This window comes from Candidatus Dependentiae bacterium (genome assembly GCA_016191325.1).
GTDB lineage: Bacteria > Babelota > Babeliae > Babelales > JACPOV01 > JACPOV01.
On the sequence record JACPOV010000008.1, the window covers coordinates 121,209 to 136,680 of the forward strand.

The window sequence follows — 15,472 nt, forward strand, 5'->3', positions numbered from 1 at the left end:
ATGCATTTAGGTGTGCAATTTAAGGTGTCGCAAAAACTTGTAAGCACTAAAAATAATCTTACTATAGGAAGCGGGCCTATAGCTCAGGTGGTTAGAGCGCCCTGCTGATAACGGGGAGGTCAGTCGTTCAACTCGACTTAGGCCCACCAGTAATTAATTCTGCTGGGAGTGAAAAACCTCTGATAACAATAGAAAAACAACAAAAATAGTTCTAGTAAATTATTTAAAAATAGTTATTCTATTGTGAGCATAAACGGCACCAGTTTGGGGATGTAGCTCAGTTGGTAGAGCGTCCGTTTTGCACGCGGAAGGTCAGCGGTTCGAATCCGCTCATCTCCACCATTAAGATTTGGGTTTTGACTGAATAAATATAAAAAGTTTCTTGTGTTCTTTGAAATATACGTGATCTAAGCTTATTGATAGAATTCACAACAGGAATTTTACTTATCGAGTAATTAAATTTGTGATTAATTGAAATAGGGCAATTGGTGGATGCCTTGGTATTAGGAGGCGATGAAGGAGGCGGAAGGCTGCCATAAGCTCCGGGGAGTTGTCAATCAAATGTTGATCCGGAGGTATCCGAATGGGGAAACCCACTTTGGTAAAACCAAAGTATTTTTGTCTGAATATATAGGGCAAAAAGGCGAACGGCATGAACTGAAACATCTAAGTAGTGCTAGGAAAAGAAAACAACGTGATTCCCTTAGTAGTGGTGAGCGAAATGGGAAGAGCCTAAACTTTTATCGTGTAATAGCCTGTGCGCGTTGCGATAAAGGAGTAGCGGGGCATGAATGTTCGAAGATCACAGTCTTCGAGCTAGAGTTTGTAAACTTAGTTGAATTGTCTTGGAAAGGGCAGCCACAGAGAGTGAAAGCCTCGTAAACAGAAATTTACAAACATAGTAGTTTATGTTCCCAAGTACTGCAGAGCACGTGAAATTCTGTAGGAATCTGCCCCGACCATGGGGTAAGGCTAAATACTACCTAATGACCGATAGTGAACAAGTACCGCGAGGGAAAGGTGAAAAGAACCCCGGAAGGGGAGTGAAATAGAATCTGAAACCAATTGTCTACAATCGGTAGAAGCGATGTATACGTACGCGCAACTACGTACCTTTTGCATAATGAGCCAACGAGTTATTCTTACGTTGCAAGGTTAAGCTTTTAAGAGCGGAGCCGTAGCGAAAGCGAGTCTGAATAGGGCGTTAGTAACGTGGGATAGACCCGAAACCTAGCGAGCTACCTATGTCCAGGCTGAAATCTCAGTAAAATGAGATGGAGGGCCGAACCGGTGAAGGTTGAAAACTTCTCGGATGAGGTGTGGGTAGGAGTGAAAGGCTAATCAAGCTGGGAAATAGCTGGTTCTCCCCGAAATATATTTAGGTATAGCCTTGTTGGATTTTGTGTGGTGGTAAAGCACAGTTTAGTCTTTGGGCGCGCAAGCGTACCGGGATTTTACTAACTCTGAATGCCATGCAAATCAGAAGACAGGAGACAGACTGTGGGGGATAAGCTTCATAGTCGAGAGGGAAACAGCCCAGACCATCAGCTAAGGTCCCAAAATGTTCGTTAAGTGGTAAAAGAAGTGAAAATACACAGACAGCCAGGATGTTGGCTTAGAAGCAGCCATCATTTAAAGAAAGCGTAACAGCTCACTGGTCAAGTGTTTTTGCGCTGAAAAACGATCGGGGCTAAACGAACTACCGAAGCTATGGCTCATAAATAAACTCCGGTTTATTTATGTGGGGTAGGGGAGCGTTCTTTGATAGATACAAGCTTGACCGTAAGGACAGGTGTCGTTGATCAAAGAAGTGAGAATGTTGGTATAAGTAACGAAAAAATAGGTGAAATTCCTGTTCGCCGTAAGTCTAAGGTTTCCGTGAGAACGGTTCATCCACTCAGGGTTAGTCGATACCTAAGCCGAGGCCAGTTGGAGTAGGCGATGGAAAGCAGGTTAAATATTCCTGCACCGCGCACTAGCGTTTGAGCGATGGGGTGACGCAGTAGGGCAGGTTGACTTGGATTAAGGATTGCCAAGCTAAGCATTTAGGAGTGTATTGTAGGTAAATCCGCAGTACTAAAACCTCTGAGGTGTTATGGGTATATTGATTCTTAGGAAAAAATGTATTCGACTGATCCCACACTGACTAGAAAAACCTCTAGCGAGCTAAATGCGTGATCGTACCGCAAACCGACACAGGTAGACGGGCTGAAAATGCTCAGGCGTTGAGATAAGTATCATTAAGGAACTCGGCAAAATGGCTCCGTAACTTCGGGATAAGGAGTGCCTCTCTTGTTATTAAATCACTGATTTAAGAGGCAAGAGCAGGCTTCAACAAAGAGGCCCAGCCGACTGTTTAACAAAAACACAGGGCAATGCAAACTCGTAAGAGGAAGTATATTGTCTGACGCCTGCCCAGTGCTGGACGGTTAATAAGAGATGTTAACGCGTAAGCGTGAAGCGTTGAATTGAAGCCCCAGTAAACGGCGGCCGTAACTATAACGGTCCTAAGGTAGCGAAATCCCTTGTCAGGTAAATTCTGACCCGCATGAATGGCGTAACGAGTTGGGCGCTGTCTTAATGATATACTCAGTGAATTTGTAGTGCAGGTGAAAATGCCTGCTTCCCGCGACAGGACGGAAAGACCCCGTGCACCTTTACTATAACTTGACATTGATTTTTGGATTGATTTGTGTAGGATAGGCGGGAGACTTTGATGCTAAGGCGCTAGCTTTAGCGGAGTCGTCGTTGAAATACCGCCCTGATTAGTTTGAAGATCTAACTTCATTCCGTAATCCGGGTGAAAGACAATGTCAGGCGGGTAGTTTGACTGGGGTGGTCGCCTCCCAAAATGTAACGGAGGCGTTCGAAGGTTCCCTCAAAACGAATAGAAATCGTTGGTAGAGCGTAAAGGCATAAGGGAGCTTGACTGCGAGACAAACAAGTCGAGCAGGTGCGAAAGCAGGACTTAGTGATCCAGTGGTTCCGAATGGAAGGGCCATTGCTAAACGGATAAAAGGTACGCCGGGGATAACAGGCTGATCTCCTCTGAGAGTCCTCATCGACGAGTAGGTTTGGCACCTCGATGTCGGATCATCGCATCCTGGGGCTGGAGAAGGTCCCAAGGGTTTGGCTGTTCGCCAATTAAAGCGGTACGTGACCTGGGTTCAGACCGTCGTAAGACAGGTCGGTCCTTATCCGTCGTGGGCGTAGGGTATTTGAGAGGAGCTGTCCCTAGTACGAGAGGACCGGGATGGGCGAACCTCTGGTGTTCCAATTGTTTAACAAAAGCAACGTTGGGTAGCTAGGTTTGTAAGAGATAACCGCTGAAAGCATCTAAGTGGGAAACTCGCCTCAAGATAAGATACCCCGACTAACTTCGGTTAGTCATAAGATCCCTTGAAGACTACAAGGTTGATAGGCTGGGTGTGTAAGCGCAGTAATGCGTTCAGCTAACCAGTACTAATAGATCGAATGTTTTAATCACGCTCAAATAATCTCGGTAATAATGTTCTGTAAATTCTACCGATAAGCTTAGATCACTTATAGCAATGCACAAGAAAAAATTTTGATAGATTGTAAAAGTTTCCTGGTGGGGATAGTTGCAGGGTCACACCCGTTCCCATCCCGAACACGGAAGTTAAGATTGCAACGTCGATGATACTTGGCTGGTAACGGCCTGGGAAAGTAGATACTGCCAGGGTAAATTTTAGAAAACCTCGATGTAAAAGTCGGGGTTTTCTTTTTTTAAGGATCATTTTTTTATTTTACGATCGTATGCACTAATTCGTCAAATCCATTTCGCGTTTTCCATTGTGTCATCTATGTTAATTTTTATATTTACATACATAGTTAAATTTTTCAGCTCCCCATTTTAGTTGTTTTTTTAATTTACGAAAGGAGCAAATCATGAACAAAATACTGTTGTTTTCTTTGCTGGTAATCTTAGTTGCGAATCACTCAAATTGTATGCAGGAAACCGAAATTGATGGTATGAACCTTGAACAGATTATAGCGGTTTCTGCAACGATCCACAGTCTTCAAGACGATGCTTCCAATCCGCTGAATTTAACTGCGGTTAATACCTTTTATGATGTATGTCGTCATCCAGGTGCAGAGGTTGAGGATCCAAATATCATCAAAATCCTAACGGAAAAAAATTTGATTCAAGCAGGTGAGAAAAAAGTCGCCGCTGAAGTTGCAACAATCGTTCGAGCAACTATTTTGAATGATCAAAACAGCTAAAATATGGCGACTTCTTTATGCAATGGATTGTCATGATCCGTTTGCAGATTGTTTTTTCTTCAGATACAATTGTCATGGGTATTGGTATTTGGCAATAAATGCTAAATAATTTTTTTAATTTATTTTCATTAGGGGTTTTTATGAAAAAGCTATTGTTTAGTGGATTAATATATTTGGTTATGACGGGCCCTGTTGTGGCAATGGAGAATGATAAGAAATTTCAGGCAGCACTAGAAGATGTTGAAACTCTGGCCACGCTTGAGATATTTGAAGCCCTTAAAGAAATCGAAGCAGAGTGGTCCCCGTCAATTGCCAATAATATTCGCTATGAATTTAATAAATCGGTAAAAGATGAAAATTATACAATTACTGAAGTTAACTCAGTGCAACTTGCAAAAAAGAAATTAGTAAATTCAGCGCAAAAAAAGGTTGCGCCTCATGTTCGAGAAATAATGCTCAAAGCGGCCGCAAAACAAAAGAAAGAATCAGAAGCAATTGACGCACTCGAAATATTAGGACAATTAAAAAAATAATATCTAATTTTAGTATTATCAATTGAGTTTTTATTAGGGGTTTTATGAAAAAATTATTATTTCAAGGCTTAATTATTTTAGCAGGAATGAGCAGTATTTTGGCTATGGAACAGCCTCAAGAGCAAACTGAGGAAGAAAAATTAGCTATAAAAAACGAATACTTAGCTTTATATGTTGATCTGTCAAAGGCCTACAATGAGCTTAAGAATCCAGAAGAACCGCTTAATTTTCAAGCTCTGGAGCATTTGCAGGCAGCATGTGATGATTTAGAATATCAAGTGCCAAGTCCTGCAAAAGAATTATTACAAGAAAAAGGATTTCTACTTGAAGGCGAAAGCTCTATCGATCCAATAGCTGCAGCAATGATGAAAGAAGCGATCTTGCCAAATGACCAAGGACCTCACTAGGCAAATCAATGGATTAACAATACTTCAGAAATTTCGATATAAAATAAGTGATTTAAAACGTTTTAGGGCCGAGTAATAACTCGGCTCTTTTTTATGGAAAAACATTGATCGCGCTGATTTTGTGTATTCTGATTAATTTCTGCTAAATTATTGAGAAATCTATTTCGTACATGTTTAACTATGAGAATGCGTATGAAGCTTTTATTTGTAATTTTTTTACTGTTCCCTTTTAGTATTTTTTCAATGGAAGATCCAAGCTTATTTGTTAGAAAAGAAATGAAAGAACATTATAAAAATTGCTTGGCAACAATAAAATTTTGGCGCGCAAGCAAAAATAGTATTAAAAAAAATGCGCTGCAGCATCTTATTGCTTCCTGCTACAATCAAGATTATGAAATACCAGAAGAGTCGAGAGAAATTTTAATTAAACATAACATTTTGGGCGAATCAGAAAAGCATGCCCCCGAATTATTAGTTGAATGTGTTAAAGAAGCTAGAAAACAGGTATCTATGAATAAAAGATTACGAATAAAGTAGGTGAAGATGGATTCTTTTTTAGCTCAATTACCCAAAGCTGAACTGCATGTTCATCTAGAGGGGACGCTAGCTCCAGAATTAATGTTTATTATTGCAGACCGGAATAAGTTGAAACTGCCTTATAAAACAGTGGATGAAGTATCCGCTGCGTTTAAGTTCACCAATTATGATGAGTTTGCGAGAGCGTATAGAAGCCTGACTTCAATTATGCACACCGAGCAAGATTTTTATGATGTTGCATATGCGTATGCAAAACGAGTCCATGCCCAAGGAGTTCTTCATCTTGAAATGACATTCGATTTTGACACCTATTTACCTCGCGCAATTAATCCTGGCATTATTGTTAACGGCATTTATGAAGCGTTTGTTGATGCGCGGCGCGATATTGGTATTACGACCAATATGATCTTGTGCCTTTTGCGCCATCTTGATGAGGCGGTTGCTTTAAATACATTAAAGCTTTCAATTCCGTACAAAGACAAAATTATTGCGATCGGTTTAGCTTCGTATGAAGCGAGCAATCCGCCAACTAAATTTATGAAAGCATTTAACTACGCGCGAGAACTTGGCTATCGAACGACAGCGCATGTAGGAGAGAATGCCGGGCCTGAAAATATTTGGCAGACAATTGATTTGCTGAAAGCGGATCGAATTGATCATGGAGTGCGATGCATTCAAGACGAAAAATTAGTTGCAGAATTGATAAAGAGGCGCATTCCGCTTACCGTTTGCCCGATTTCCAATATTAAAACCGGAATTTTTCCAACAATTGACGCGCATCCGCTTAAAAGAATGCTAGATGCCGGGCTTATGGTTTCAATTAATTCTGATGATCCAGTTTTCTTCGGGGCGGAATTACTTGATAACTATGGAATGGCATATAATGAGGGAGGTCTCTCTCGGGAAGATATAATAGCCTGCGCTAGGAATTCATTTGTTTCAGCTTTTATTTCAGATGACCGAAAAAACGATTATCTCAAAATGCTAAATGAAGCAATAAAGACAAACTGATTTAAAGAAGTGCTATTTTTGTTCTCAGTTGCGGCCTAATTTTCATATACTTAAGAAAAAAGGAGAAGCATATGAAGAAATATGGGCTAGCATTTATGATTTGTTCACTTTCTCTTGAAGCGATGAATATGCAAAAAACAATGATTGGTTTTGCTGTAGGAGTGCAGGGAACCATGAACGATGATGCTGAAATAAAATATCGAGAAAAGAGAGATGATAAAGATGAAAATAACGAAGCAGAAAGCATCATATTAAAGCAAGCTAATAGCTCTAAGGAAAAGCTCTATTCACGGATGAATAGAGTTCAATCAAGGAAAAAAAACCTTAGCGCTAAACTGTAATTGGTTGGTCGACAAATGGGTAATTAGCCGGTACGATACTTTTAGTGTAAAACAACTCTTTATTTTATATAATAATATAGAAGTGCCGATGCGATTCTCTATTTTTGTTTTTTGGGCTTTTGCGTTTGTTCAAACAATTTTTCCAATGATTAATCAAAGCAGTACGCAACCAGAAAGAATATCGAATAATCAAAGACCAATTGCTTCCACACAACAAAAATCTCCGGCGGATATACAAAGTACGAAAAATGATTCTCAGACTAGCTCAACAAACGCGCCCTACGCTATCCCGCCAGGTAGTCGTTTTTATTTTTATAATTGAGTTTGGCTATTGTTGATATCGCCACTGCCAATCAAACCAAAATGAGCGTCTCATTACCGATTTATAATGAGTGAACGATTCAAAGCTTTTTTTGCCATGGTATGAGCCAAAGCCGCTTGCACCGACTCCGCCAAATGGCAGATGAAGATTTGCATATTGTACTATGGCATCATTAATACAGATGCTTCCAGCGCATACATTATTAATAATGTGATTTTGCAATCGTTTGCTTTTGCTGAAAAAATAGCAAGCAAGCGGTTTAGGCATTGTTTTTAGTTTTTCAAGAATCATATCAATTTTGTTATACGATATAATGGGCAATACAGGCCCAAAAATTTCTTCATGAACGATTGGATCTACAAATGTCGTTTTGGTTAGGGTAGGTTCAATCAGCAATGAGATTTTTTGTGCATCGCCTCCAGCAACAATAGTTTGTGTTTCCAAAAGTTTATCAAGACGCTCAAAATGAAATTGATTTACAATACGTGCAAATGGATATTTTGCATCTTGATACCATTCTTTCATGATAGCTTTCATCTCGTGAATAAATGGCTCTTCAATTTGCTGATCGACAAGCAGATAATTTGGAGCTAAGCAGCTTTGTCCAGCATTATAGAATTTAGCCCAAACGATTCTTCGCGCTGCAATTTCTATGTCTATTTCCTTATCAACAATGCATGGGTTGCAACCACCCAATTCAAGAGTTAAGGGCGTTAGATTTTGTGCGGCCGCGCTCATTACAAGTTTGCCGACGCGAGTGCTGCCGGTAAAAAAAATGTGATCAAATGGTAGAGTAACCAAATCTTGCGCTCTTGATGCATCTGCCTGAACGACTGATATGTATCCAGGATCAAATGTTGAGGAAATGAGTTTTGCAAGCGCTTCCGATGTTGCTGGTGAAAACTCCGAAGGTTTTAAGATTGCGCAATTTCCTGCACTTATTGCACCAACGAGTGGCATTATGGTTAAAGCGATTGGGAAATTCCAAGGGCTCATAATTAATACTACGCCTTTGGGTTCTGCAATAATCATGCTTGCGGTAGGGAAAAAAACAACTGGCGTTTTAACTCGTTTTTCTGCAGCCCAACAAGTCAAATAGTTGCAATGAAAGTCTATTTCCTTCAGGCAGATTTCGATTTCGCTTTCCCATGTTTCATGCTTTGATTTATTTAAATCAGCATGAAGTGCCGCAAGAAGCAATTGTTTATTTTCCGTTAGAGCGGACTTGAGTTTTTGAAGCGAATTTAAACGAAAACACAGACAGCGGGTTTGACCTGATTCAAAAAACGAGCGTGAGCGTGAAACTATATGATAATTATTCATCCAGTTTTTTTAATGTTGCAGCAAAACGGTTATTAAATTCTTCGTCTCCCAATTCTGCTCGAGCGAGAATGATAAGTTGGGGATCTACATCGGGACGCAAAGCATTCGTGCTGTCCCAACATTTGTTTATAGGAGTCAGGTTGGTATGTTTTGCGACAACTGTTTTATGAAAATGTTCTGTCGCTACTGCAATTGATTCTTTTGGAGATTCTGGCTGATGGCCCATGCCCGACAGCGCTACCGTCCAAATCGATAAAATGAAGACGCTCATTAATTTTCGCATAAATATATCCCTTTTTTAATATATTTTTTTATATCCTAATCGGAAAAGTTATTTTATGCCATATTCATTCAACGTCTTTAAGAGTGCTTTATAGCCGCTACTATTTGTATCTAAATTATTTCCCATTGCTTTGATAGCTTTTTGAGCATCTATGGCTTTCGCTTGTGCAAAATCCTTCTTTCCTTCTTTTTCGTATGCTTTAATTAAGCGATTATATGCGTATGCTAATCGTTTATTAATGAGCTTAATATCTTTTGAGCGCACAGGCTTTTCTGCCATTTTTGTCAGCGTATTGATAATATCATTCAGTTCGCTTGTGCTCGCTGTTTTTGAAAAGAGAATAATTGAAGCGTTTACAATTCCAATTCTTTCTTTTAGAAGCTCTTGTGCATCATCTAGTTCCGGGGTGTACGGCGCTTTTGGGGCTTTCAATTCTGCAAGCGATTGCCCTGCATTGATAATCATCTCTTTTGCAGTTTTTGCATCCATATCGATACCCATTTCAGCTAATTTGCCAAGCATAGTTGCATGCAGATCAATAAGTTCTTGTGCGGACTTCGGCCAAAAAGCATTTAGAGAGACAACTATTTTTTTATAGCGAGAATAGGGGAAAACTTGTTCGTGAGGAACCATTGCAATAAATTCTTTTGCATCTTGAATTACTTTTTTTTCGTCTTCTTGCCCGGCAGGCAGATCCCATACCATTGCATTACTTGAACTTGTTGAAGCTATAAGTGCGGCTAAGAAAATTGCATATTTTACTAAATATTTCATCGCTCAACCTTTTATAATTAATTTAACCATATTCTATGTGTAATTAATTATAAATTTTCTTCCCACCAGTAAGCAAGCATTCCGATGAGAAGAATCGCTAGCGCCGCGCCGAGCAAAACTCCTGGGTATGCATGAAATGCTGCTTGTTGTGCGATTGCCAAAATTGTTATTGTTCCAGTGATAATGGGAATGGAATTGCGAATGTGTCTGATGATAACGTAATACAGAGCTGCAGTAGCGCCGCCAACCAGTAAGCTTGGCAGAAGCCATGTGCCAATTGATTCGATCGATAAACCATTAATACAGAAAATAAGAAGCACGATTAGAATGAGCCCAGCAAGCGAGCGTTGTTTCCATTGTGCTGTTACTAGATCAGCAAAGCGGGTGATGAGTAAAAATATTATCGTCGCTGAAACGTATCCGGTGAACATGGTGAGCGCAAATCCTATGCTAGGAATCAGTGATGCAGCGTGAGTATAGTCTGCCCAGAGAGGTTTAAAAGTGGGCGCTAATGCAAGAGCAAGGGATCCCATTGCGCTTAATATCAAACCGCAGCAGACGCCAATAAAAATGGTAATCGATTTTTGCGTGTGTTTATTGAGGGTTCTTGTAGTTGCAAGAGCTGCACCAGCGCCATAATATAATCCTTGGGAAATAATTTGCAGCATGAGCCAACCACCTGATCTGATTGCTTGATGTAAATATGGCTCGCTAGTTTGAAAGCAGGCGGTAATGAGTGGCCAAATATTGATCGATTGCACGAGCGCTTTTAGTGCTAGTAAAACAGAAAAAACAAAAAAGATCGTTGATGAAAATGCAAGGCGGCGCCAATTTCTTACGAGCAAGATCATAAAGAAACCTAAACAAATAAGCGCAAATAAGCTGCAGATCATGCCGATAATTCTTATTACCGTTGTATATTGTTTTTCTGCGCGTTGCCATTGTTCTGGAATAAATATAAAGCGTTCCGCATTTGAAAATTCGTCTCCCGCAAGAGAGATTTTAACGCGCGCTTCGCCATCATTTAGCAGAACATGAGGATCTTTGAACGTAAATATCCAATCTACGCGCGTTGGGTGTTTTTTTGAGACTGCGGATATTTCATTTAATTTTGCAGGATCTAGATTAAATTCATTTCTAATGATTTCGTGCGCTTTTTTTCGTGCAGATGATTCACTAAGAGAAGCTCCGGGCCGAGCTTCGGGTAGAACGTGATCAAATTCTCTTATTTTTCCAGAGCCTTCAACAAGAATGCCGAACTCTTCTGAACGTTCTGCTATATCTCCCTCAAACTGTGCAAACCGCAATCTCCAAGAGGCTGGCGTGATATAAGAGCCAAGCAAATTCATGTACACATCTTTTCCATTCTTTTGGATCACAAACCTATCGTGCTCATCTGTGTCTCCATGAGTATTAATAAGCGATTGCCACGGTGGATTTGAAAGCGAAAAGCCACGTTCCGTTAGCATAGAAGATGCGGAATTTAGTGCTTCAGCTTTTCGTGTTTCTAAAGGAAAATTCTGTTGTTTAAATGGGGTAAGGAAAAGCCAACCCACCATTGCGATGATGCCAAATAATGCAAGAAAGCGAATTTCTTTTCCAGAAATTCCGCGAAGAGGTTCTTCTTCAGGGATAAAAAATTCATCATCTTTTTGTTTAGGCTCAGGTTGAAGAGATTTATTATAGGCAGTTGCAGGCGCTTGAGTGAATGTGCCATTTTTAAACCGTGCATAAAGTACGATGATGAGTGGAATCGATGAGATAATAATTACAAGCGCTTTGTTGATAAGCGTTCCGGGCCCGGTTGAGATAAAAAGGGGTAAAGCCATCCAGAAAACATCAAAGATAACATGCGATAGAATGCTTGGGAGCAAGCCATAAATCAAATAAATTCCACCAAAAAGTGATGATGAAAATATCAGCTCAACAACGCGCGCATAGGCGGGTTGTTGCGGATAATTCGCATGGCCTGCGCCAAAAATCAATACTTGTATAATAAAACCAAGTGCGATAAAAAGATTTCGTCGTCGAAAATAGGAGCCAAGCAATGCCGCACCCGCTAGAGGGATTGCGCGAAAAAGGCATTCTTCCATGAATCCAGCCATAAATGCTTGCGAAAGTGCACTAAACCAAGGAAAATAAGTGGCTAAAATATTGGGGTTGAAAAGCATTTCAGCAGGTGTCCACCAACCTAGATAGCGAGTTGTGAAAGCATATGCTGCAGTAACATAAGCAATATCTACGCCAATTATGAGGTAGCCACCAAGGGTTCTACCCAGCACTTGGATCGACGAAGCATTTTCATTTTTCCACATCGACCATAGTTTGAGATGGTAGCCAAAAGCGTAGCGTGTTAATCCTTCTGCGATAGCAAATACGAGAGTAAGTAATCCGGTATATATTAAAAGGCTTGCAAAAAGAGAGATAAAAAGATGAACGAAAAAGGATGTTTTGCTGAGTGCTGTTTCATATTCTATCCAAGCAAGGGGAAGCTCATTGAGGGTGTTAAACGATTGCAGGAGTGCCACCAAAAAGCCCGCAGCAAGCGCTGGTCTCCAGAGAAGCGAATGACGCGCAAGAAGAAATGCAAGCCCTGCAAGGCAACCGATTCCTAAATAAAGAATACAGATCAAAAAAAGCGCACCGAACGCAATAATATTATTTGCTGAACGCATATGTTCATAACGACGCTTAAAACTTTCAGGGACCTTGATCTGATATTTAATTTCTGTCAATCGATCGCCACTGACGCCAAGATGCAGTTGAAAAGGAGCTCCGTTAACCGAATGGCCGATGCGATCATAAACAAACTGATGATCGATGCGCCCATTTGGTCTCATCTCTTGTGAGGATTGTGCGAAAGTATACGAGCTCAAATCTATCTGCCAATTAAGCGCGTTTTCTCGTGCGATTGCTAACGCTTGTTGTGGCGCGAGTGCGGATCCCGGCGCATCTTCAGGAAGTTTTTCGGACATGCCGTAGAAAGTTCCCTCAGGTGTAAAAAGAATTTCGGTTTCGTGCGCATCAAATTCTTTAAAATGGCGCACAATCCAATAATAGGGGGTGTACCATTTTTCTTTAATAATTTCATTTAACCGTTGTGTCCCGCCGCCTTCGAGCTCAATAAAATTTTTTGTTTCGTCATCAGTTTTAAATGCAACTGCTGCCTGATAATTTTCCGGCCCCCATTGATGAATGCGATCAAGAGCGGCCGCTTTTTCAAGCGCTTGTTCACGATTCATAGTGATGCGGATATTGAGGATGGCAAATGCCTTAGGAAAAAAATGATAGGCAAATAATAAGCCGCTCAAACAAAGTAAGGTTAATGTTATCCAAAATAATGGGGTGCGTGACCAAACGCGGGTTGAGCTCATAACTTCCTTTTTTTAATAAGTTATACAGAAGGAAGTTTAAGTATAAAAGTATTATAACTAATAGGATAGATGGAAAATCTATTTGCGCTTTTTATACAAACGTTGACGTTGGAGAAAAATAGTATTTTTGATTGCCTTTGCTTTCCGAGCAATATCTGAACTATTGGCTCTACTTGCTTCTTTTGCCAGATTAACACATTCAGCTTTAAACTGTTCTATTTCTTCTTTGGTATTAAGCGGTATGCGTTGGCGACGCTGATGATGGAAATCTATATTTGCTATAATAGGTTCTTGCTTGTTTTGTAAATCTAAGAGTTTGTGTTCAAGTAATCGCTGAACGGCGCAGAGCTTTAAGGATGAGAATATAAAATACTGAACAAATAATACAACTTTTAAAATATTCATGGCCGCGCTTGAAGTTAAAATACTTATAGGTAGTTACTTTAGTATAGTACTATTATGATGCAAATGGGTATATTCGTTTATGAGGGATTACTTTGAGACGTAGGATCTGATTTTGCGGTCAGGATATTTAGATTGCAAAGACGACCACTTGCTACGACTCTTTCTGTATACAATTTATGCTTGCGACTAAACTTTATTAATTCGGAAAGCTTTTCTTTTATTGGAGATGCATTTTTATCAGTAAGATCGTTTTTTATTTTATTGAACTCTCTAGAAAAAACTCGCTTTGCTTTTTTTTCATCATTTGGTTTTTTTGTCTTTTTAAATGAAGGTGTTTCGTTCAAGCCAACTTTTTTTAATTGCAATGATAATGAGTCCATTCCAAAGGCATTGCTGTTTACAAAAAGTGCCAGTGCAAAGCAGAGAGGATAATAAAATAAATTTTTCATAAAAATTTTCCAATAATAAATGAGTGCGCTAATTTAAAGCAATTATGTATCTATTTTTCTCATTTGTCACTTTTATTATTGTTGGTGGCTTCTAGTTTCCCAGCGTATCCAAATTAATCATTAAATAATTCTACAAGCTGATAAACCGAATCTAATCTTATCACCGACCGGAATGGAATATCGATTTTTTGGGTGCGTGCAACGACGAGCGTTTGAATGCCAAATTTATGAGCCTCATTAAGATGCATGGCAATTTGGTTGATCGGCTTGATTTGACCAGTTAAATTTATTTCACCTAATATGATAGATTTTTCTGGGAGCGGTTTTTGAAAATAGCTAGAAAGAATTGCAAGTGCTATTCCTAAATCAATGCCGCTTTCTTTTATTTTAAAGCCGCCGCCAACTTTGAAAAAAATATCTTGAGCGTTCAGGTTGATCCGCAAATATTTTTCTAAAATTGCGGCCATTAATACAACCTGTTTTTGATCCACGCCAGAGACAACGCGTTGGGGTATGCCAAACTTGGTCGGAACTAACAGTGCTTGCAGCTCCAGAAGCAGTGGTCGTGATCCTTCTAAGTAGCTTATTAATGCAGAGCCGGGAGAATAAGAAGCCTCCTCCAGAAGCTGTTGATTAATATTGCGAACTTCCTGTAAACCATTTTCGTGCATTTCAAAAAAACCTAGTTCCCCGATCGATCCAAACCGATTTTTCACCGCGCGTAAGATGCGCGTTTGCCAGCGATCTTCTCCTTGTAAATAAAATACTGCGTCGACCATATGCTCAAGCATTTTAGGCCCAGCAATAGTGCCTTCTTTAGTAATATGGCCGGTTAAAATGACGGCGCATTTATTTTCTTTCGCCAAGCGCATAAGGCGAAATCCTGATTCGCGCAGTTGCCCAATACTTCCAGGAAGTACTTGGCTATCGGCCGAATAACAATTTTGGATAGAATCGATAATTACAATATCAGGTTTGTGCTCTTCGCTCAGTTCAATGATCGATTCAAGCTGTGCATGATCGGAGCACATAAGTTGTGTATTCAAGCAATTTAGCCGATCGGCGCGCAAACGTACTTGTTCAAGTGATTCTTCCGATGAAATATAAATTACGCGGTGCCTGTTTGCAAGCGCGTGCGCAATTTGTAGCAAGAGGGTCGATTTTCCAATACCAGGATCTCCCGTTAAGATGAGAAACGATCCAGGCATAATGCCGCCGCCAAGTACGCGATCCCATTCGTCAATGCCCGAATTCATGCGTTCTTGAAACTCGAGCGAGACTTGATCGAGCGAGGTGAGCTTTGCCGTGGATTTAACAAAAAGAGCTTCTTTTGCAGTAAATGATGGTTTCATTTCAGAAATTGAATCCCATTCTTTGCATGATGGGCAGCATCCAACCCATTTAGGTGGCCGGTAGCCGCAACTTGCGCAATTAAACTCTATTTTTTGTTTTGCCATTTTTATTTCGC

At 40.1% G+C, this 15,472-nt stretch carries 13 protein-coding genes, 2 tRNA genes and 2 rRNA genes; 10 read left to right on the forward strand and 7 right to left on the reverse strand.

Annotated features, from left to right (window positions below):
• Positions 1-72 precede the first annotated feature (72 nt).
• From HYX58_00775 to HYX58_00820, 10 genes are all read left to right on the forward strand, one after another.
• Positions 73-149, forward strand: a tRNA-Ile gene (locus HYX58_00775).
• Positions 150-266: 117 nt separating this feature from the next.
• Positions 267-342 (forward strand) — tRNA-Ala (locus tag HYX58_00780).
• A gap of 122 nt (positions 343-464) precedes the next feature.
• Positions 465-3,487 (forward strand): 23S ribosomal RNA (locus HYX58_00785).
• A gap of 101 nt (positions 3,488-3,588) precedes the next feature.
• Positions 3,589-3,703, forward strand: a 5S ribosomal RNA gene (rrf, locus tag HYX58_00790).
• 206 nt (positions 3,704-3,909) lie between these two features.
• Complete coding sequence (locus tag HYX58_00795) at positions 3,910-4,245, forward strand: hypothetical protein (protein ID MBI2774526.1); 336 nt, start codon at positions 3,910-3,912, stop codon at positions 4,243-4,245.
• A 140-nt stretch (positions 4,246-4,385) separates the two neighbouring features.
• The gene (locus tag HYX58_00800) at positions 4,386-4,778 is read left to right on the forward strand and encodes a hypothetical protein (GenBank protein MBI2774527.1); all 393 of its coding nucleotides are present in this window, start codon (positions 4,386-4,388) and stop codon (positions 4,776-4,778) included.
• Positions 4,779-4,822: 44 nt separating this feature from the next.
• Positions 4,823-5,185: a hypothetical protein gene (locus HYX58_00805; protein ID MBI2774528.1), complete on the forward strand. Its 363-nt coding sequence runs from the start codon at positions 4,823-4,825 to the stop codon at positions 5,183-5,185.
• A 192-nt stretch (positions 5,186-5,377) separates the two neighbouring features.
• The gene (locus HYX58_00810; protein ID MBI2774529.1) at positions 5,378-5,722 is read left to right on the forward strand and encodes a hypothetical protein; all 345 of its coding nucleotides are present in this window, start codon (positions 5,378-5,380) and stop codon (positions 5,720-5,722) included.
• A 6-nt stretch (positions 5,723-5,728) separates the two neighbouring features.
• Positions 5,729-6,733, forward strand: coding sequence for an adenosine deaminase (gene add, locus HYX58_00815; GenBank protein MBI2774530.1), 1,005 nt, complete (start codon positions 5,729-5,731; stop codon positions 6,731-6,733).
• Between the two features lie 71 nt (positions 6,734-6,804).
• Positions 6,805-7,074 (forward strand): hypothetical protein, encoded by a 270-nt coding sequence (locus tag HYX58_00820; GenBank protein ID MBI2774531.1) that lies wholly within the window; start codon positions 6,805-6,807, stop codon positions 7,072-7,074.
• A gap of 328 nt (positions 7,075-7,402) precedes the next feature.
• Here the strand turns inward: HYX58_00820 and HYX58_00825 are convergent, their stop codons facing one another.
• The 7 genes from HYX58_00825 to radA all read right to left on the reverse strand — a co-directional run bounded on the left by HYX58_00825 (position 7,403) and on the right by radA (position 15,461).
• Entirely contained in the window at positions 7,403-8,719 is a 1,317-nt protein-coding gene (locus tag HYX58_00825) for an aldehyde dehydrogenase family protein (protein ID MBI2774532.1), read from the reverse strand.
• On the reverse strand, positions 8,712-9,002 hold the full coding sequence (locus HYX58_00830; GenBank protein ID MBI2774533.1) for a hypothetical protein: 291 nt from the start codon (positions 9,000-9,002) through the stop codon (positions 8,712-8,714). The genes HYX58_00825 and HYX58_00830 overlap by 8 nt, the downstream gene beginning before the upstream one ends.
• A gap of 48 nt (positions 9,003-9,050) precedes the next feature.
• Positions 9,051-9,776 (reverse strand): hypothetical protein, encoded by a 726-nt coding sequence (locus HYX58_00835; protein MBI2774534.1) that lies wholly within the window; start codon positions 9,774-9,776, stop codon positions 9,051-9,053.
• Between the two features lie 47 nt (positions 9,777-9,823).
• Positions 9,824-13,150 (reverse strand): CPBP family intramembrane metalloprotease, encoded by a 3,327-nt coding sequence (locus tag HYX58_00840; protein ID MBI2774535.1) that lies wholly within the window; start codon positions 13,148-13,150, stop codon positions 9,824-9,826.
• A 78-nt stretch (positions 13,151-13,228) separates the two neighbouring features.
• Positions 13,229-13,555, reverse strand: coding sequence for a hypothetical protein (locus HYX58_00845; protein ID MBI2774536.1), 327 nt, complete (start codon positions 13,553-13,555; stop codon positions 13,229-13,231).
• Between the two features lie 77 nt (positions 13,556-13,632).
• Positions 13,633-14,004, reverse strand: a complete 372-nt coding sequence (locus tag HYX58_00850; GenBank protein MBI2774537.1) for a hypothetical protein — start codon at positions 14,002-14,004, stop codon at positions 13,633-13,635.
• A 113-nt stretch (positions 14,005-14,117) separates the two neighbouring features.
• Positions 14,118-15,461 (reverse strand): DNA repair protein RadA, encoded by a 1,344-nt coding sequence (radA, locus tag HYX58_00855; protein ID MBI2774538.1) that lies wholly within the window; start codon positions 15,459-15,461, stop codon positions 14,118-14,120.
• Between the last annotated feature and the right edge of the window lie 11 nt (positions 15,462-15,472).